The sequence below is a fragment of the Enterobacter cloacae complex sp. HYC080_NIDB genome (assembly GCF_056673325.1).
In genome coordinates this window covers 1,474,187-1,493,956 of sequence record NZ_CP114212.1, presented here as the reverse complement: position 1 = coordinate 1,493,956, position 19,770 = coordinate 1,474,187, and the positions used below count along the sequence as shown (strand labels likewise).

The 19,770-nt window shown below is 55.5% G+C and carries 17 protein-coding genes; 12 read left to right on the top strand and 5 right to left on the bottom strand.

Features of this window, described 5'->3' with window-relative positions; translation table 11 throughout:
* Window positions 1–17: 17 nt before the first annotated feature.
* On the top strand, window positions 18–1,199 hold the full coding sequence (setB, locus tag O1723_RS07080; RefSeq protein WP_023337548.1) for a sugar efflux transporter SetB: 1,182 nt from the start codon (window positions 18–20) through the stop codon (window positions 1,197–1,199).
* On the opposite strand, the gene O1723_RS07075 is transcribed toward setB, so the two are convergent.
* Window positions 1,196–1,450: a YkgJ family cysteine cluster protein gene (locus O1723_RS07075; RefSeq protein WP_023330932.1), complete on the bottom strand. Its 255-nt coding sequence runs from the start codon at window positions 1,448–1,450 to the stop codon at window positions 1,196–1,198. The genes setB and O1723_RS07075 overlap by 4 nt on opposite strands.
* A 161-nt stretch (window positions 1,451–1,611) precedes the next feature.
* Here O1723_RS07075 and yeiP point away from each other — a divergent pair, with 161 nt between their 5' ends.
* The gene (gene yeiP, locus O1723_RS07070) at window positions 1,612–2,184 is read left to right on the top strand and encodes an elongation factor P-like protein YeiP (RefSeq protein ID WP_014884579.1); all 573 of its coding nucleotides are present in this window, start codon (window positions 1,612–1,614) and stop codon (window positions 2,182–2,184) included.
* A 117-nt stretch (window positions 2,185–2,301) separates the two neighbouring features.
* Here the strand turns inward: yeiP and uxuA are convergent, their stop codons facing one another.
* Window positions 2,302–3,492, bottom strand: coding sequence for a mannonate dehydratase (gene uxuA / locus O1723_RS07065; RefSeq protein WP_014884580.1), 1,191 nt, complete (start codon window positions 3,490–3,492; stop codon window positions 2,302–2,304).
* 205 nt (window positions 3,493–3,697) lie between these two features.
* Here uxuA and O1723_RS07060 point away from each other — a divergent pair, with 205 nt between their 5' ends.
* The 9 genes from O1723_RS07060 to yejF all read left to right on the top strand — a co-directional run bounded on the left by O1723_RS07060 (window position 3,698) and on the right by yejF (window position 15,290).
* Complete coding sequence (locus O1723_RS07060) at window positions 3,698–5,164, top strand: mannitol dehydrogenase family protein (RefSeq protein WP_032665798.1); 1,467 nt, start codon at window positions 3,698–3,700, stop codon at window positions 5,162–5,164.
* A gap of 123 nt (window positions 5,165–5,287) precedes the next feature.
* Window positions 5,288–6,274, top strand: coding sequence for a CobW family GTP-binding protein (locus O1723_RS07055; RefSeq protein ID WP_023337550.1), 987 nt, complete (start codon window positions 5,288–5,290; stop codon window positions 6,272–6,274).
* Window positions 6,275–6,307: 33 nt separating this feature from the next.
* Window positions 6,308–7,021 carry a phosphatase PAP2 family protein gene (locus O1723_RS07050; RefSeq protein WP_014884583.1) on the top strand — a complete coding sequence of 238 codons (714 nt, stop codon included), beginning with the start codon at window positions 6,308–6,310 and terminating at the stop codon, window positions 7,019–7,021.
* Window positions 7,022–7,436: 415 nt separating this feature from the next.
* Window positions 7,437–8,006, top strand: a complete 570-nt coding sequence (mepS, locus tag O1723_RS07045) for a bifunctional murein DD-endopeptidase/murein LD-carboxypeptidase (protein WP_014884584.1) — start codon at window positions 7,437–7,439, stop codon at window positions 8,004–8,006.
* Between the two features lie 127 nt (window positions 8,007–8,133).
* A complete protein-coding gene (locus tag O1723_RS07040) occupies window positions 8,134–9,690 on the top strand; it encodes a cyclic di-GMP phosphodiesterase (protein ID WP_248190848.1) in 1,557 nt (518 codons plus the stop codon).
* Between the two features lie 74 nt (window positions 9,691–9,764).
* The gene (locus O1723_RS07035; protein ID WP_023337554.1) at window positions 9,765–11,570 is read left to right on the top strand and encodes an extracellular solute-binding protein; all 1,806 of its coding nucleotides are present in this window, start codon (window positions 9,765–9,767) and stop codon (window positions 11,568–11,570) included.
* A gap of 9 nt (window positions 11,571–11,579) precedes the next feature.
* A complete protein-coding gene (locus O1723_RS07030; RefSeq protein WP_014884587.1) occupies window positions 11,580–12,674 on the top strand; it encodes a microcin C ABC transporter permease YejB in 1,095 nt (364 codons plus the stop codon).
* Window positions 12,674–13,699, top strand: coding sequence for an ABC transporter permease (locus O1723_RS07025; protein WP_014884588.1), 1,026 nt, complete (start codon window positions 12,674–12,676; stop codon window positions 13,697–13,699). The genes O1723_RS07030 and O1723_RS07025 overlap by 1 nt, the downstream gene beginning before the upstream one ends.
* 1 nt (window position 13,700) lies before the next feature.
* Window positions 13,701–15,290 carry a microcin C ABC transporter ATP-binding protein YejF gene (gene yejF, locus O1723_RS07020; RefSeq protein WP_014884589.1) on the top strand — a complete coding sequence of 530 codons (1,590 nt, stop codon included), beginning with the start codon at window positions 13,701–13,703 and terminating at the stop codon, window positions 15,288–15,290.
* 3 nt (window positions 15,291–15,293) lie between these two features.
* Here the strand turns inward: yejF and O1723_RS07015 are convergent, their stop codons facing one another.
* From O1723_RS07015 to rsuA, 3 genes are all read right to left on the bottom strand, one after another.
* Complete coding sequence (locus O1723_RS07015) at window positions 15,294–15,638, bottom strand: YejG family protein (protein WP_014884590.1); 345 nt, start codon at window positions 15,636–15,638, stop codon at window positions 15,294–15,296.
* A gap of 279 nt (window positions 15,639–15,917) precedes the next feature.
* Window positions 15,918–17,114, bottom strand: a complete 1,197-nt coding sequence (locus O1723_RS07010; protein ID WP_014884591.1) for a Bcr/CflA family multidrug efflux MFS transporter — start codon at window positions 17,112–17,114, stop codon at window positions 15,918–15,920.
* 15 nt (window positions 17,115–17,129) lie between these two features.
* Window positions 17,130–17,837, bottom strand: a complete 708-nt coding sequence (gene rsuA, locus O1723_RS07005; protein WP_014884592.1) for a 16S rRNA pseudouridine(516) synthase RsuA — start codon at window positions 17,835–17,837, stop codon at window positions 17,130–17,132.
* 151 nt (window positions 17,838–17,988) lie between these two features.
* On the opposite strand from rsuA, the gene radD reads away from it, so the two are divergent.
* Complete coding sequence (gene radD / locus O1723_RS07000; protein ID WP_014884593.1) at window positions 17,989–19,749, top strand: DNA repair helicase RadD; 1,761 nt, start codon at window positions 17,989–17,991, stop codon at window positions 19,747–19,749.
* Window positions 19,750–19,770 lie beyond the last annotated feature (21 nt).

Sequence of the window (19,770 nt, the reverse complement as noted above, 5' to 3'; positions counted from 1 at the left end):
CTCGCTAATTATAAAACATGCATAACACCCCTGCGGCCACCTCGCCGAAGCCCTTCGATTTGACGTCAACGGCGTTCCTGATTGTTGCCTTCTTCACGGGCATTGCTGGCGCGTTGCAAACCCCAACGCTGAGCTTATTCCTGACCAACGAGGTTCACGCCCGTCCTGCGATGGTTGGCTTCTTTTTTACCGGGAGCGCCATTATCGGCATCCTGGTAAGCCAGTTCCTGGCGGGCCGTTCCGACCGAAAAGGCGATCGTAAAAGCCTGATCGTTTTCTGCTGCCTGATGGGCGTCCTGGCCTGCGTTTTGTTTGCCTGGAACCGTAGCTACTTCATTTTATTGTTCGTGGGGGTTTTTCTGAGCAGCTTTGGCTCAACCGCCAACCCGCAGCTGTTTGCCCTCGCCCGCGAGCATGCCGACCATACCGGGCGTGAAGCGGTGATGTTCAGCTCGGTCCTGCGTGCTCAGGTGTCGCTGGCGTGGGTGATTGGCCCGCCGCTGGCTTACGCGCTGGCGATGGGGTTTGGCTTTACGGTGATGTACCTGAGCGCGGCGGTCGCGTTTGTGGCGTGCGGTGCGATGGTGTGGTGCTTCCTGCCGTCAATGCGCAAAGAGCCCAAAGTGGCGACAGGCGTCCTGGAGGCCCCGCGCCGTAATCGTCGCGATGCCCTGCTGCTGTTTATTATCTGCACGCTGATGTGGGGCACCAACAGCCTGTATATCATTAACATGCCGCTGTTTATTATTGATGAACTGCATCTGCCGGAGAAACTGGCCGGCATAATGATGGGCACCGCTGCTGGTCTGGAGATCCCAACCATGCTGATAGCGGGCTATTACGCGAAGCGTTTCGGAAAACGTTTTTTGATGCGCATCGCGGCCGTCGCCGGGCTGCTGTTCTACATTGGTATGCTGACGGTCCATACACCGGAGTTGCTGCTGGCTTTACAGCTGCTGAACGCCATCTATATCGGGATTCTGGCGGGGATTGGCATGCTCTACTTCCAGGATCTGATGCCGGGCCAGGCAGGCTCAGCGACCACCCTTTATACTAATACCACGCGCGTGGGCTGGATTATTGCAGGCTCCATGGCCGGGGTCGTTGCTGAGATCTGGAACTACCACACGGTGTTCTGGATTGCGCTGGTGATGTGTACGCTGACCATTGGCTGTCTGGCGAGAATCAAAGACGTTTAAGGCGCGGTGAGCGCTTCCAGCTCAAGCAGATAGAGCATCGCCTGCGCGCGCGAACTGCCGCACATCTCGACCCCAGGCTGTAGCCCGGAGCAGACCTTCGGGCGCAGGGGCGAACCAAAGATCATACACAGGTTGGATTCAGAGAGCTGAACACAGCGGGTATTGGCGGGCTTGCCCTCCGGCATTCCGGGTATCGGGCTTGAAATGGACGGAGCGGTACAGCACGCGCCGCAATCTGGACGACAATCCATACATGCTCTCTCAGTGACGAAGCCCGTGCAGTCGGGCATCGGGCGCACAGTAACACCTTTTGTGCGTTGATAGCAAAAGCCACGAATTCCGCTTGCCTGAAAGGCCGCGCACGAGTAATTTGGCGCGATATTTTTTACCTCCCGTAAACAGGATTATTGCAATGCCAAGAGCGAACGAAATTAAGAAAGGTATGGTACTGAATTACAACGGCAAACTGCTGATTGTGAAAGACATCGACATTCAGGCTCCCAGCGCCCGTGGTGCTGCCACGCTGTACAAAATGCGTTTTGCCGATGTGCGTACCGGCCTGAAAGTGGAAGAGCGCTTTAAAGGTGACGATATTGTCGATACCGTGACCCTGACCCGTCGCTATGTTGATTTCTCTTACGTCGACGGCAACGAGTACGTGTTCATGGATAAAGAAGATTACACCCCGTATATCTTCACCAAAGATCAGATTGAAGAAGAGCTGCTGTTCATCCCTGAAGGCGGTATGCCTGACATGCAGGTTCTGACCTGGGATGGCGTGCTGCTGGCGCTGGAACTGCCTCAGACCGTCGATCTGGAAATCGTTGAGACGGCACCTGGCATCAAGGGCGCATCCGCAAGTGCCCGCAACAAACCTGCCACTCTGACCACCGGTCTGGTTGTGCAGGTGCCGGAATACCTCTCCGCAGGCGAGAAAATCCGCATCCATATCGAAGAAAAACGCTATATGGGTCGCGCTGACTGATCGCGGCGTTTGTCGGGTGGCGGCTTCGCCTTACCCGACCTACAAAAACACAAAAACCGGCTCTCAGGCCGGTTTTTGTGTAGGCCCGGTAAGCGTAGCGCCACCGGGCAACAGAACTTAAAGAAGCTCCGGGTATTTCGTCATCTTCAGCGCCAGCTCAACGCCGCGCACTTCCGCCATCCCTTTCAGTCGGCCTATCGCCGAATAGCCTGGGTTGGTTTTCTTGCGCAGATCGTCCAGCATCTGGTGCCCGTGGTCCGGGCGGAACGGAATAGGACGGACATCGCCAGCCTGCTTACGACGCGCCTCTTCTGCCAGGATGGCATCGACCACCGCGACCATATTGACGTCTCCGCCCAGGTGCGCGGCCTCGTGGAAGGTCTTAGGATTATCCTCCCGGCAGGTTGCGCGCAAATGCGTGAAGTGAATGCGATCGCCAAAGGCTTCAATCATCTGCACCAGGTCGTTATCCGCGCGAACACCGTAGGAACCCGTACACATGGTAAAGCCGTTATAGATGCTGTTGACCGTCTCTTTCAGCCACTGCATATCTTCGATAGTGGAAACGATGCGCGGCAGACCGAGGATAGGACGCGGTGGATCGTCCGGATGCACGGCCAGACGCACGCCGACTTCTTCCGCAACCGGTACGATAGCGCGCAGGAAATAAGCCATGTTTTCACGCAGCTGGTTCTTATCAATATCGCCGTATTCCGCCAGACGCGCGCGGAACTGGTCCAGCGTGTATCCCTCTTCTGCGCCCGGCAGGCCCGCAATGATGTTGCGGGTCAGCTTTTCAATATCCGCTGCACTCGCGTCATTAAACCATTGAAGCGCCTGCTGCTGCTCTTCAGCGGTGTAATCCGCGTCGGCGCCAGGGCGTTTCAGGATGTGCAGCTCAAATGCAGCAAAGGCAATCTGGTCGAAACGCAGCGCTTTTGAGCCGTCCGGCATCGGGTATTCCAGATCGGTCCGCGTCCAGTCCAGAATAGGCATGAAGTTATAGCAAACCGTATCAATGCCGCAGGCCGCCAGGTTGCGAATGCTCTGCTGGTAGTTCGCAATCCAGGTCTGGTAATCCCCGGAATGGGTTTTGATATCTTCGTGGACCGGAATGCTCTCCACGACAGACCAGGTTAATCCCTTCTCCGCCAGCAGCGCCTGGCGCTGTTGAATTTCCTCAACCGGCCAGACCTGGCCGTTAGGAATGTGATGCAGCGCCGTCACGACACCCGTTGCGCCAGCCTGACGCACATCATCAAGAGAAACCGGATCGTTCGGCCCGTACCAACGCCAGGTTTGTTCCATTGCCTCACCCTCTAAAGTTGTTATACCAATATGTGTTACTGCAATGACGACTACCATACATGTTTAGCGTACAGGGTCAACATACCGCCACACGTTGATTGATCTAACTCACAGAACGGGGATATTTACGGCTCACCAATTTTATTTGCTGTCATATAACTTTACACTGGCATTGTTAATTAATGGTTAATCAGGTGTGTATTTCATGAAGACAATTGCCTCCACCTCGCTTCCTGCCCATGTTCAGCAACCTCGCTACGATCGCAAGCAATTACGCTCCCGGATCGTCCATTTTGGCTTTGGCGCATTTCACCGCGCGCACCAGGCGCTGTTAACAAACCGGGTGCTGAATGAAAAAGGCGGCGACTGGGGGATTTGTGAGATTAGCCTCTTTAGCGGCGATGTGCTGATGGGCCAGCTGCGCGGGCAGGATCATCTGTTTACCGTGCTGGAGAAAGGTGCTGAAGGAAATCAGCCAATCATTGTCGGCGCCGTTCATGAATGCCTGAATGCAAAGCTTGACTCGCTGTCCGCCATTATTGAGAAATTTTGTGAGCCCCAGGTGGCGATTGTATCGCTCACCATCACTGAGAAAGGCTACTGCATCGATCCCGCGACCGGTAAGCTGGATCGACAAAACGCGCGGATACAGCACGACCTGGACAACCCCGCCGAACCGCATTCTGCGCCTGGGATCCTGGTCGAGGCGCTACATCGCCGCCGCGAGCGAGGTTTGCCAGCGTTTACCGTGCTTTCCTGTGACAATATTCCTGACAATGGCCACGTGGTGAAAAATGCCGTGCTTGGCATGGCGCAGAAACGTTCCCCGGCGCTGGCGGAGTGGATCGAAGGCCACGTGAGTTTTCCGGGCACGATGGTCGACAGAATTGTTCCCGCGGCGACGGAGGCCTCGCTTGCAGAAATCGCCGATGCGCTCGGCGTCGACGATCCGTGTGCCATCAGCTGCGAGCCGTTTATTCAGTGGGTGGTGGAAGATAATTTTGTTGCCGGGCGTCCGGAGTGGGAAGTGGCAGGTGTCCAGATGGTGCAGGACGTTCTGCCGTGGGAACAGATGAAATTACGCATGCTCAACGGCAGCCACTCTTTCCTGGCGTATCTGGGATACCTGGCAGGGTACGCGCATATTAATGAATGTATGGAGGATGCCGCCTTCCGTGAAGCCGCTCGGCGGTTAATGCTGGAGGAGCAGGCGCCTACGCTGCGTATAAAGGATGTGGACCTGACCGCCTATGCCGACAGCCTGATTGCGCGCTTCGCCAACCCGGCGCTGCAACACCGGACCTGGCAGATTGCGATGGACGGCAGCCAGAAACTGCCGCAACGGATGCTGGATGGCATCCGCATCCACCTTGAGCGAAACACCGACTGGCCTCTTCTGGCACTGGGCGTTGCCGGCTGGATACGCTACGTCAGCGGTATCGACGAACGCGGCAACGAGATTGATGTTCGCGATCCCCTCAGCGATAAAATTCGCGCGATTGTCGGGGCCAGCCGCGACGCTGACCGCGTTAACGCGCTGCTGGAGCTGAGCGAGGTCTTTGGCCACGATCTCCCCCAGAATAGCGTATTTGTTGAGGCGGTAAGCGAGGCATACGCGCGCATCACCCGCCACGGCGCCCGTCAGGCTGTTATAGAAACGTTAAATATTTAACGATTATTGCGCTTAACGCGAACGGACGTCGCCTCCGTTCGCCCTTCCCCTTCTCATTGGGTACGTTTTTCGCCAGGATAAGAGAATAGTGTTATAGCATCACAATTCTCGACTGGAGTGCATGTGACCAAAACGAACCTCATCACCGGTTTTCTCGGCAGCGGTAAAACCACCTCAATTCTCCATCTGCTGGCGAATAAAGATCCGGCAGAGAAATGGGCCGTACTGGTCAATGAATTTGGCGAAGTGGGCATTGATGGTGCGCTGCTGTCAGAGAGTGGCGCAATGATTAAAGAGATCCCCGGCGGGTGCATGTGCTGCGTCAATGGCCTGCCGATGCAGGTCGGGCTCAATACGCTGCTGCGTCAGGGTAAACCGGACCGCCTGCTGATTGAGCCTACCGGTCTGGGCCATCCGAAGCAGATCCTCGATTTGCTGACCGCACCGGTCTACGAGCCGTGGATCGATCTGCGCGCCACCCTGTGCCTGCTCGACCCGCGTCTGCTGCTTGATGAAAAAGCGGTGGCCAATGAGAACTTCCGCGATCAGCTCGCCTCGGCGGACGTTATTGTCGCTAATAAAGAAGATCGCGCAACGGCGGAAAGCCAGGCCGCGCTTGAGGCGTGGTGGCAACATTTCGGCGGCAATCGTACCCGCGTGCAGACCACCCAGGGAAAAATCGATAGCGCCCTGCTCGACCTGCCTCGCCAGAATCTGGCGGAACTCCCGGCCAGCGCGGAGCATGCTCATCACCATCCCGTTAAACAGGGATTGGCGGCGCTTAGCCTGCCAGAGCACCAGCGCTGGCGGCGTAATCTGAATAGCGGCCAGGGATATCAGGCCTGCGGATGGATTTTCGATGCCGATACGGTTTTCGACACCATAGGCACCCTTGAGTGGGCCAGACTTGCGCCGGTTGATCGCGTAAAAGGCATTATGCGCACGCCAGACGGGCTGGTGCGGATCAACCGCCAGGGCGAGGATTTCTTTATCGAAACGCAAAACGTCGCGCCGCCGGATAGCCGAATAGAGTTAATTAGTGCGGTTAACGCCGACTGGAATGCCCTGCAGTCCAGCCTGTTGAAGCTTCGTTTAAGTTCAGGCGGCTAACGTTGCCCCAGTTTTCACTCTATGCTGAACGTTATGACAACTCGATTTCCCCTGATATTACTGCTTAATGTCGCCGGTCTGGCGCTCTTTTTCTCCTGGTATATCCCGGCGAATCACGGTTTCTGGTTCCCGCTGGATTCAGGCCTGTTTCATTTCTTCAACCAGGCGCTGGTGAAGAGCGATGCGTTCCTGTGGCTGGTGGCAATCACCAACAACCGCGCCTTCGACGGCATTTCCTTGCTGGCGATGGGCGGTCTGATGCTCTCTTTCTGGCTCAAAGAGGATGGCACAGGGCGTCGCCGTATCCTGATCATCGGTCTGGTGATGCTTCTGGCTGCGGTGGTTATTAATCAGCTGGCGCAACATCTGATGCCGGTAAAACGCGCCAGCCCGTCGCTCTCTTTCCCGAATATTTACCGCGTCAGCGAATTGCTGCATATTCCAACGAAAGATGCGTCGAAAGACAGTTTTCCGGGCGATCACGGCATGATGTTGCTTATTTTTTCAGGTTTCATGCTGCGCTATTTCGGCAAGAAGGCATTCACTATTGCCCTGCTTATTGTGGTGATATTTGCCTTCCCGCGCGTGATGATTGGCGCTCACTGGCTGACGGATATTGTCGTGGGTTCTCTTTCAGCAGTGCTGATTGGTCTGCCGTGGGTGCTGATGACCCCCTTGAGCGATCGCCTGATTGCCGTTTTTGATCGCTATCTCCCGCGCAGAAAGCAACAAGTATTAAACAAATAACTACCGTTTTTTAACGTTAACCGTCAGGGATCATTGCGATCCCTGATAGATCACGTCCCCCGATCCTTTCACGCTGTCATATTCTCGTCATCGTATTCATGATAAAAATGAAGCAATTGCGCGATAACGCTGCGGATCTGCCGCTATTTTGAGCAATTGCCCATTTTTACTTTCTGTATCACAATTTCTTATAAAAAAAACGGTTTTTTTACTCGCAATACCCCAGGCAATCGGTTAATCTCGAACTCGTTTTGCCCCATAGGGATAATTATTTCGATGGTGAATAATTTTGTGCGCTGTGCCACAAATGTCATCAGAAACAATTGTCTCATTGTGTACAGATAATTAGTCTCGTCACGTTTGGCATTTTTATAACGATATTTGTCGTTAAGGACTTCAAGGGAAAATAAACAAAATGGTCAAATCTCAACCGTTTCTGAGATATATCTTACGGGGGATCCCGGCGATAGCAGTCGCGGTACTGTTATCTGCATGTAGTACATCGAACACCGCAAAGAATATGCATCCTGAGACGCGTGTTGTGGGAACGGAAGATTCCTCTTCACTGCAAGCTTCTCAGGATGAATTTGAAAATATGGTACGTAATCTGGACGTGAAGTCTCGTATTATGGACCAGTATGCTGACTGGAAAGGCGTGCGTTATCGTCTTGGCGGCAATACTAAAAAAGGTATTGACTGTTCCAGTTTTGTACAACGTACGTTCCGTGAGCAATTTGGATTAGATCTTCCGCGTTCGACCTACGAACAGCAGGAGATGGGCAAGTCAATTTCCCGCACCAAACTGCGCACCGGTGACTTAGTTCTGTTCCGTGCTGGTTCAACAGGTCGACACGTTGGCATCTACATTGGTAATGACCAGTTTGTACATGCCTCCACCAGCAGCGGCGTCACCATCTCCAGCATGAACGAACCGTACTGGAAGAAGCGCTACAACGAAGCGCGCCGCGTACTGACACGCAGTTAATATCATGATTGTATCGCTGGTTATCCCTTGGCTGGCGATATAATAAAAAAAAGCACTGCTTAGGCGGTGCTTTTTTTTGCCCGTTACACTGAATATAATCAGCGGCAATTCAGGAATCACGACGTTTATGCTCACCCGCTACTTCGCCAGTCATCGCAAGATACTGTTTTTCAGCATTATTACCGGCCTGATCGCGGCTATCCTACTGGGCTCATTGCAATTTTTCTGGAGCTACCATAAGCGGGAAATCCGATTCGATACGCTAATTAAGGATGTGAGCATCTACATGGAGAACTATTTCGAGGAGCTGAAAACCTCGATCGACGTACTCCAGCCGCTCACGCTGAATAATTGCCAGGACGTTAACGCGGAGATTACCTCGCGCGCGGCCTTCAGCATCAACGTGCGCGCCTTTCTGCTGGTCAGAAACAAAATGGCGTTCTGCTCGTCAGCCACAGGGCCGATGAATGCGCCGATGGAGGAGCTGATACCCGAACTGCACATCAACAAGCAGATTGATATCGCGCTGCTGCCCGGCACGCCCATGCTGCCCAACAGACCCGCCATTGCCATCTGGTATCGTAATCCGTTAGTGAAGGACGGCGGCGTATTCACCTCGGTGAATCTCAACCTGACGCCGTACCTGCTTTATACCGCGCGCCAGGAAGAGTTTGCCGGCATCGCGATTATCATCGGCGACAATGCATTATCCACCGCCTCAAGCACCCTCGTCAGGGCGAGCGATTTACATCAAACGCCTGCGCGCACCGCGACGCTCACAGAGGTCCCTCTGACCATCAAACTGTACGCCAGGGAGTGGACAAGCGATGAGATTCTTTTCGCTCTGTTCTTCGGACTGTTATGCGGGATTGCGGCAGGGTCGCTTAACTTCTACATCCTCACCCTGCGTCTCAACCCGGGCAAAGAAATTCTGAGCGCCATCAAGCGCGGTCAGTTTTATGTGGTTTATCAGCCAGTGGTGGATACGGATGCACTGCAGATGCGGGGCGTTGAAGTGCTGATGCGCTGGAAACACCCGACCATGGGTGAGATCCCACCGGACGCCTTTATCAATTTTGCCGAAGCGCAAAAGCTGATTGTCCCGCTGACGCTGCATCTGTTTGACCTCATCATTCGCGATGCACCGGTGTTACAAACCGTGCTGCCGCCGGGCGCAAAACTGGGGATCAATATCGCGCCGGGGCATCTGCATGCGGAAAGCTTCAAAGATGATATGCGCACCTTCAAAAGCTTACTGCCGCCAGATTACTTCCAGATCGTGCTGGAGATCACCGAGCGCGACATGCTTAACCATCGGGAAGCCAGCAGCCTCTTCGAATGGCTACATAACGAAGGATTCGAAATCGCCATTGATGATTTCGGTACCGGCCACAGTGCGCTGATCTATCTTGAACATTTCACCATGGACTACCTGAAAATCGACCGTGGGTTTGTCAACGCAATTGGCACCGAAACCGTCACCTCTCCGGTGCTGGATGCTGTGCTGACGCTGGCAAGAAAGCTGAATATGTTAACCGTTGCGGAAGGGGTGGAAACGCCGGAACAGGCAGCCTGGCTGCGCGAGCATGGCGTCCACTTCCTGCAGGGATACTGGATTAGTCGTCCTATGCCACTGGAACAGTTCCGCACCTGGCAAAATAAGGTGTCGTCTCAGGCCGAATAATTTCACATTGCCTGTGACGTCACTTATTATTCAGCTTAACTGAGCCGGTCTGTAAAAAAGGGAGCCGCCGCGAGATGTTTATGCGCTTCATGTTGCTTTTGTTGGTATTAGCAAGCCTGTCGAGCCAGGCGCAAACCATCAAAGAAAACATCGCGTTCGCCGTGATTGGCGAGCCAAAGTACGCGGTCAATTTTACGCACTTCGATTACGTCAATCCTGCCGCCCCCAAAGGCGGAAAGGTCACGCTCTCCGCCACGGGAACATTTGACAACTTTAACCGCTTCGCCCTGCGTGGCGTCGCCGCGGCGCGAACGGAATCCCTTTACGATACGCTTTTTGTGACCTCCGATGATGAACCCGGCAGCTACTATCCGCTGATTGCTGATAATGTCCGCTATGCAGATAACTTCGCCTGGGCCGAAATTTCGCTCAACCCTCGGGCCCGTTTTCACGATGGCTCGCCGGTTAAGGCCAGCGACGTGGCCTTTACGTTTCATAAATTTATGACCGAAGGCGTACCCCAGTTCCGCATTGTGTATAAAGGCGCAACGGTGCGCGCCATTGCCCCCCTGACCGTGCGCATCGAGCTGAGCGAGCCGAATAAAGAGAATATGCTCAGCCTGTTTTCGCTGCCGGTTATGCCTGAATCGTTCTGGAAAAAGCATAAGCTCAGCGACCCGCTCTCCACGCCGCCGCTGGCCGGCGGCCCCTACCGCATCACCGACTGGCGCATGGGGCAGTACGTGGTCTATTCCCGGGTGAAAGATTACTGGGCGGCAAACCTGCCGGTAAACCGTGGGCGCTGGAATTTCGACACCCTTCGCTATGATTACTACCTTGACGATAATGTCGCATTTGAAGCGTTCAAAGCGGGCGCCTTCGATTTACGCGTGGAGAGCAGCGCGAAAAACTGGGCGACCCGTTATATCGGCAAGAATTTCGCGAAAGGCTATATCGTCAAAGACGAGCATAAAAACGAATCCGCCCAGGACACGCGCTGGCTGGCGTTTAATATTCAGCGTCCGGTATTCGCTGACCGCCGCGTTCGGGAAGCGATTTCCCTGGCCTTTGATTTTGAATGGATGAACAAAGCGCTGTTTTACGGGGCTTACAGCCGTGCGAACAGCTATTTCCAGAATACGGAATATGCCGCGCGTGATTATCCGAAAGCCGACGAACTGGTTCTGCTGGCCCCGCTGAAGGCGGAAGTGCCGCCGGAGGTGTTTACCACGGTCTTTCAGCCCCCGGCCTCAAACGGTGACGGCTACGACCGCGACAACCTGCTTAAGGCCAGCAAGCTGCTGGATGAGGCGGGCTGGCACCTTAAAAATCAAAAGCGCGTGGATGCCAAAACGGGTAAGCCTCTCAGCTTTGAGCTGCTGCTCTCATCCGGGGGCAACGATCAGTGGGTACTGCCGTTTAAGCACAACCTGGAGCGACTGGGGATTACCATGAACATTCGCCAGGTCGATAACGCGCAGATCACCAACCGCATGCGCAACCGTGATTACGACATGATGCAGCGTCTATGGCCGGCTCAGCCGTGGCCGAGCTCGGACCTGCAAATTTCCTGGGCTTCCAGCTACATCGACTCCTCATACAATGCGCCAGGCGTAAAAAGCCCGGCGATTGATGCGCTGATTGCGAAAATTGTGGCGGCACAGGGCGATAAAGAAAAACTCCTGCCGCTCGGCCGTGCCCTCGACAGGGTCTTAACCTGGAACTACTACATGCTGCCCATGTGGTATATGGGCGAAGACCGTCTGGCTCGCTGGGATAAATTCTCCGTACCTGCCGTGCGCCCTGTCTACTCGCTGGGCTTTAACACCTGGTGGTATGACGTTAATAAAGCCGCCAGACTGCCCGCTGAGCGGCGATAAGGAATCATCATGGGTGCCTATCTGATTCGCCGTCTGCTGCTGGTCATTCCCACGCTGTGGGCCATCATCACCATTAACTTTTTTATCGTGCAAATCGCCCCCGGCGGCCCGGTGGATCAGGCGATTGCTGCTATTGAGTTTGGTAACAACGGCGGCATACCCGGCGGCGGCGGAGAAGGCATGGGCGCGAGCCATGCGCGTACCGGCGTGGGGAATATCAGTGAAAGCCACTATCGCGGCGGGCGCGGGCTTGATCCTGAGGTGATCGCCGAGATCACCCACCGCTACGGCTTCGATAAGCCCATTCACGAGCGCTATTTCAAGATGCTCTGGGATTATATCCGCTTTGATTTTGGCGATAGCCTGTTTCGCAGTGCGTCAGTGTTAACGTTGATCAAGCAAAGCCTGCCGGTTTCGGTCACGCTGGGGCTGTGGGGAACGCTGATTATCTACCTGGTCTCTATCCCGCTCGGGATCCGCAAAGCGGTTTACAACGGCAGCCGCTTCGATATCTGGAGCAGCACCTTCATCATCATCGGCTATGCCATCCCGGCGTTCCTGTTTGCCGTCCTGCTGATCGTCTTCTTTGCCGGGGGTAGCTATTTCGACATCTTCCCGCTACGAGGTTTAGTCTCCGCCGATTTCAGCACGCTGCCGTGGTATCAGAAAATCACCGACTATCTCTGGCATATCACGCTGCCGGTTCTGGCAACGGTGATCGGTGGGTTTGCCGCTCTGACCATGCTGACCAAAAACGCGTTTCTCGATGAAATCCGCAAGCAGTATGTTGTCACGGCCCGCGCCAAAGGGGTCAGCGAGAAGCAGATTATGTGGAAACACGTCTTCCGCAACGCCATGCTGCTGGTGATTGCCGGATTTCCCGCCACGTTCATCAGTATGTTTTTTACCGGCTCACTGTTGATAGAGGTGATGTTTTCGCTCAACGGTCTGGGGCTGCTGGGCTATGAGGCCACCGTGTCGCGTGATTATCCAGTGATGTTTGGCACACTCTATATTTTCACCCTGATTGGCCTGCTGCTGAATATCGTCAGCGATATCAGCTATACGCTGGTCGATCCCCGAATTGATTTTGAGGGCCGCTGATGCCGCGTTTAAGCCCCGTCAACCAGGCCCGCTGGGCCCGTTTTCGCCACAACCGTCGCGGCTACTGGTCGCTGTGGATTTTTGCCGTCCTGTTTGTCCTGAGCATGTGTTCGGAGCTTATCGCCAACGACAAACCGCTGCTGGTGCATTTTAACGACCGCTGGTATGTGCCGGTGCTGGCTAACTACAGTGAAAGCGACTTTGGTGGCCCGTTTGCAACACCGGCGGAGTATCAGGATCCGTGGCTGCGCCAGCAGATTGAGCAGCACGGCTGGGCCCTCTGGGCGCCGGTGCGTTTTGGTGCGAACAGCATAAACTTTGCCACCACGACCCCCTTCCCTTCCCCACCCTCGACGCAAAACTGGCTGGGGACGGACGCTAACGGTGGTGATGTGCTGGCACGCATCCTCTATGGCACACGGATTTCAATTCTCTTTGGGCTGATGCTGACACTCTTCTCCAGCGTGATGGGCGTGGTGGCGGGTGCCGTTCAGGGCTACTACGGCGGGAAAATCGACCTGTGGGGCCAGCGTATCATCGAAGTCTGGTCCGGTATGCCAACGCTATTTTTGATCATCCTGCTGTCCAGCGTGGTACAGCCGAACTTCTGGTGGCTGCTCGGCATCACCGTTCTGTTCGGCTGGATGGCGCTGGTGGGTGTCGTGCGGGCGGAGTTCCTGCGCACCCGTAATTTCGACTATATTCGCGCCGCGCAGGCGCTTGGGGTGAGCGACCGGGGGATCATCTTCCGCCATATGCTGCCTAATGCCGTCGTGGCCACGCTCACCTTCCTGCCGTTTATTCTGTGCAGCTCCATTACCACCCTCACCTCGCTGGATTTTCTGGGCTTTGGCCTGCCGTTGGGCTCACCGTCGCTCGGCGAACTGCTGCTGCAGGGCAAGAATAACCTTCAGGCACCGTGGTTAGGCATCACCGCCTTTCTTTCCGTGGCCGTGCTGCTTTCGCTGCTGATTTTTATTGGCGAAGCCGTGCGCGATGCCTTTGACCCCAATAAGGCGGTATAAGATGACCCAGCCTCTTCTCAGTATTGATAACCTGTCGATTGCTTTCTCGAAACAGGGTGAGACGCGCACCGTGGTCACCGATTTGTCGCTGCAGATCCAGCGAGGTGAAACGCTGGCCCTGGTGGGGGAATCCGGTTCAGGTAAGAGTGTTTCAGCGCTCTCTATCCTGCGGCTGCTGCCTTCACCACCGGCGAGCTATCCGCAGGGGGATATTCTTTTTCACGGCAGTTCACTGCTTCATGCCGACGAACATACCCTGCGCGGTATTCGCGGCAATAAAATTGCCATGATCTTCCAGGAGCCCATGGTCTCTCTCAACCCCCTGCATACCCTGGAGAAACAGCTCTATGAAGTCTTGTCTCTGCACCGGGGCATGCGCAAAGAGGCTGCGCGGGGGGAAATACTGGATTGTCTTGAACGGACGGGCATACGCAATGCGGCCAAACGGCTGAATGATTTTCCGCATCAGCTCTCCGGCGGTGAACGCCAGCGAGTGATGATTGCCATGGCTCTGCTCACCCGGCCCGAACTGTTAATTGCCGACGAGCCGACGACGGCGCTGGACGTGACGGTGCAGGCGCAAATATTGACGCTGCTGCGGGAGCTGCGCGACGAGCTGAACATGAGCCTGCTGTTTATCACGCACAACCTGAGTATTGTGAAAAAGCTGGCGGACAGCGTCGCGGTCATGCAAAACGGCCGATGCGTTGAACAGAATAGCGCATCCACGCTGCTGAACGCGCCACAGCACCCTTATACGCAGCGTCTGCTCAACAGCGAACCTTCCGGCGACCCGGTTCCGCTCACGGCGGACAGCACTCCGCTGCTGCGCGTTGAGGATTTGTCCGTCTCCTTCCCGATCCGCAAAGGCATTCTGCGGCGTATCGTCGACCCAAACCCGGTCCTGAAAAATATCCGCTTCTCGCTGCGTCCCGGTGAATCCCTGGGGCTGGTGGGCGAATCCGGTTCGGGTAAAAGCACCACCGGTCTGGCACTGCTGCGCTTAATTGCCTCTCAGGGCGAGATCCTTTTTGACGACATGCCGCTGCACCGCTGGAACCGCCGCCAGATGCTGCCGGTGCGCCCGCGTATGCAGGTGGTGTTTCAGGATCCCAACTCCTCGCTTAACCCGCGCCTCAGCGTGTTGCAGATTGTCGAAGAGGGTTTGCGCGTTCACCAGCCCGGCCTGAACGCGCAGCAGCGTGAGCAGGAGGTCATCCAGGCGATGGCCGAAGTGGGCTTAGATCCCGATACCCGTCACCGTTATCCGGCGGAATTTTCCGGCGGGCAGCGCCAGCGTATCGCCATCGCCCGTGCGCTGATCCTGAAACCGGAGCTGATTATTCTGGATGAACCCACCTCCTCTCTGGACAGAACTGTCCAGGCGCAGATTCTGGCATTGCTGAAAGGGCTACAGGAAAAGCATCGGCTGGCCTATATCTTCATCAGCCACGATCTGCAGGTGGTGCGGGCGCTATGCCATCAGGTGATTGTTTTGCGACAGGGTGAGGTGGTCGAACAGGGGGAATGCCAGCGCGTATTTACTGCGCCAACGCAGAGCTACACGCGCCAGCTGCTGGCAGCAGACTAGCGCTCAGAACGGGTACTGGCCGGAAAAAGGCTCAGCAATCGCAACACCAAAGTTTTTCAGACGGCAGGTGGCGGCAAATTCATCCTGGCTTTTAACAAACAGGCACGGCTCGCCTTCGCACTCCAGTACGGAGCTGTCCACTTCGATATCCGTCAGGGCCTGACTGAGACGCTCCATCACCCGCCACGCATTTTCGTCGCTTGGGCTCAACAGTTTGAGCGCCACGAGGCAATTGTCACTGCCCGCGCCGTTTTGCGGAATCGGTTCAACTTTCGAACCTGCAAAACCCGCCGACCAGCGATAGCTCTGGGGCAAGCGATGGACAATGGAGAGTTGTAATGTATTCACGTTCGTTCCCCGGAAGCAAAATTTACTTCACAATTTATTTACATTTATAGTAACACATCATCGCTAACCTGCACTATTCAGCGCTTTTTTATCGGTATAGAGGTTCGCGTCGGCGCTATATGTACCCGTTTCTGCGATCTAACTCAACCTTTTTGAATACAATGATGTGACTTTTTACATAAATAGATTTTACATAAAATAAACAAACACGGGATAAACGAACGCGGGTTTGGTTGATATGTATCAACAAAAAAGGCCCTGTCGGGCCTTATCTGCTCATCAATGAGCCGCTTTCCGTGGCCGGCTGGCATAAAGACAGAAGAGGACGGAGCTGGTTGCGCAAAACGCCATCGCCCATAGCATAGGCCAGGCCGTGGTGAAGGTCGCCATAGACAGTAATGCCCCGACGATGGCGCCAATGCCGAAGCGGAACGTCCCCGCCAGTGACGATGCAGTTCCCGCCATATGCGGGAATTCATCGAGGATCACCGCCATCGCATTTGAGGATATCATCGACACGCAGCCCACAAAGGCCGCCACGCCAATCACCAGCGCCCAGAAGCCCACGCCCAGGAATGCACTGACCACCAGCCAGACAGCCATCACAAACTGGATCCACAGCCCGGCGCGGAACATGTTCAGCGCGCCGACCCGCCGGACAAAGCGGCTGTTAATAATAGTCAGTACAAACAGGAAGACGATATTGAGCGCAAAATAATAGCCGAAGTGCTGCGGAGAAACATGGTTCAGCTCGATATAAACAAACGGCCCGGCGCTCAGGAAGGAGAACATCCCGGCGAAGCTGAACCCGCTTGCCAGCATATAGCTCAGCACGCGCTTGTGGCGAAACAGCGAGGCAAAGTTACCTATTGTGGTGCGAATGTGGAATTTCTGACGGTGCTCGGCAGGAAGCGTTTCATCAATAAAGAAGAAAATCATTGCAGAGGCCAGCAGTGCAGCCAGCGCCAGGATCCAGAAAATCGCATGCCAGCTAAACCACACCAGAACCGCCCCACCGGCCATCGGAGCCACCAGCGGCGCAATCGTCGTCACCAGCATGACAAACGACATCATGCGGGAGAACTCTTCTTTCGGGTAGATATCACGCATCAGGGCGTTGATCACCACACTCGCTGCAGCAGCGGCCAGACCGTGCAAAAATCGCATGAAAATCAGATGATCGATGGTTTGCGCCAGCGCGCAGGCCACCGCCGCCCCGGCAAAGACCAGCGTTCCGCCCAGAATAACCGGTTTGCGCCCCAGGCTGTCGGCCATCGGGCCGTACAATAACTGGCCGAGAGCAAAGCCGAGAATATAGGTGCTGAGCGTCATCTGTGCGCTGCCTGCCGGTACCCCAAACTGCGCGGAAATGACCGGCAGCGCGGGCAGATACATATCAATAGACAGCGGCATCAACATGGCCAGCAGGCCAAGAATGAAGACAATTTTGAACGACGAGTGTGGCCTGGTGGTCACAGAAATCTCCTGAAATTAGTGCGAAGGCAGACCGACGCTGGCGATCTCTTCTTCCGTCAGCGGGCGATATTCGCCAGGCGCCAGGTCGGGATCGAGCGCGATTGCGCCAATACGTTCGCGATGCAGACCGACAACGCGGTTACCCACTGCGGCAAACATGCGTTTAACCTGATGGTAACGCCCTTCGCTGATGGTAAGACGGACTTCCGTCGGCGTGATCACGTCCAGCACCGCCGGTTTAGTCAGGTCTTTTTCATTATGCAGCTGAACGCCTTTCGCGAATTGCTCTGCAGTGTCATCCGCAACCGGCGACTCCAGCGTGACCAGATAGGTTTTCTCGCAGTGGTGACGTGGGGAAGTAATACGGTGTGACCACTGCCCGTCGTCGGTCATCAGCACCAGCCCGGTGGTGTCGATGTCGAGGCGGCCCGCGGCATGCAGCTTATGCGCCACCGGTTCGTCGAGGAAATAGAGTACCGTCGGGTGATCGGGATCGTCCGTTGAGCAGACGTAGCCTTCCGGCTTGTGGAGCATGAAGTAGCGCGGGCCGTTCTGCTGGGTCAGCGGATTGCCGTCGTATTCAACCTGATGCTCAGGTTGAAGTTTGAAAGCGCTGTCTCTCACAATGTCGCCATCCACGGTAACGCGGCTGGCGCGAATTTCGCGCCCGGCAATAGCGCGGCTTACGCCGAGTTGCTGAGCGATAAACTTATCAAGTCGCATGAAATCTTTTTAGCCTTAATGGTGCTGGAAGTCGGACCGTGAGTCCGAAAAAGAAGCAGTCAGGAACGGTTCAGTATAATGGTCTGGTTGCGCCACTCAAGGGAAAAAGTTTCGTGGCATACTATATGCGGATTAACGAAACTGAGACACCATGACTTTTACACTTCGTCCCTATCAGCAGGAAGCCGTTGACGCCACCCTCGCCTGGTTCCGCAAACACCGGGAACCGGCAGCGATTGTCCTCCCGACCGGCGCAGGCAAAAGCCTGGTCATTGCCGAACTGGCCCGCCTGGCGCGTGGCCGCGTGCTGGTGCTAGCGCACGTCAAAGAGCTGGTCGCGCAAAACCACGCCAAGTATTGCGCGCTGGGGCTGGAGGCCGATATTTTCGCCGCCGGGCTCAAGCGTAAAGAGAGCCACGGTAAGGTTGTCTTTGGCAGCGTGCAGTCGGTCGCTCGCAACCTGGATCTGTTTCGCAGCGAATTTTCGCTGCTGATTGTCGACGAGTGTCACCGCATCAGCGATGACGACGACAGCCAGTATCAGCAAATCCTCACGCACCTGAAAGAGGTGAACCCTCACTTACGCCTGCTGGGCCTGACGGCAACTCCGTTTCGCCTGGGCAAAGGCTGGATTTACCGCTTTCATTATCACGGCATGGTGCGTGGCGATGAAAAAGCGCTGTTCAGCGACTGTATCTACGAACTTCCGCTGCGCTACATGATTAAACACGGCTACCTGACGCCGCCCGAGCGGCTGGATATGCCGGTGGTACAGTACGACTTCAGCCGGTTACAGGCGCAGAGCAACGGCTTATTCAGCGAAGCGGATCTCAACCAGGAGTTGAATAAGCAAAAGCGCATAACGCCGCATATCATCAGCCAGATTGAGGAGTTTGCCGCGACGCGCAAAGGGGTGATGATCTTTGCCGCGACAGTCGAGCACGCGCGAGAAATTACCGGACTGCTCCCCGCTGACGACGCCGCGTTAATTACCGGCGAAACGCCCGGCCCTGAGCGTGACAGGTTGATTGAGGCGTTTAAAGCCCAGCAGTTCCGCTATCTGGTGAATGTTTCCGTGTTAACCACCGGTTTTGACGCCCCGCACGTCGACCTGATTGCGATTTTGCGCCCGACGGAATCCGTCAGCCTGTATCAGCAGATTGTCGGTCGTGGTCTGCGCCTGGCACCGGGCAAAACTGACTGTCTGATCCTCGATTACGCCGGTAACCCGCACGATCTTTACTCTCCCGAAGTGGGCACGCCAAAAGGCAAAAGTGACAACGTGCCGGTACAGGTGTTTTGTCCAGCCTGCGGGTTTGCCAACACCTTCTGGGGGAAAACCACCGCCGACGGCACGCTGATCGAACACTTTGGCCGCCGCTGTCAGGGCTGGTTTGAAGATGATGAAGGGCATCGCGAGCAGTGCGATTTCCGTTTTCGTTTCAAAAACTGTCCACAGTGCAACGCCGAAAATGACATTGCCGCCCGCCGCTGCCGTGAGTGCGACACGGTGCTGGTCGACCCGGACGACATGCTGAAAGCGGCGCTGAAGCTGAAAGATGCGCTGGTGCTGCGCTGTTCCGGCATGGCCTTACAGCCGGGCGCGGATGAAAAAGGCGAGTGGCTAAAAATTACCTATTACGACGAGGACGGCGCTGACGTCAGCGAGCGGTTCCGGGTACAGACGCCAGCCCAGCGCACGGCATTTGAGCAACTGTTTATCCGCCCACATACCCGCACGCCTGGCGTGCCGCTGCGCTGGATCACCGTGGCGGATATCGTGCATCAGCAGGCGCTGCTGCGCCATCCGGATTTTGTTGTCGCCCGCAAAAAAGGCCAGTTCTGGCAGGTACGTGAGAAGGTCTTTGACTATGAAGGTCGCTATCGTCGGGCAAATGAATTGCGTGGTTAGCAGGACTTTTCATTGATGTGG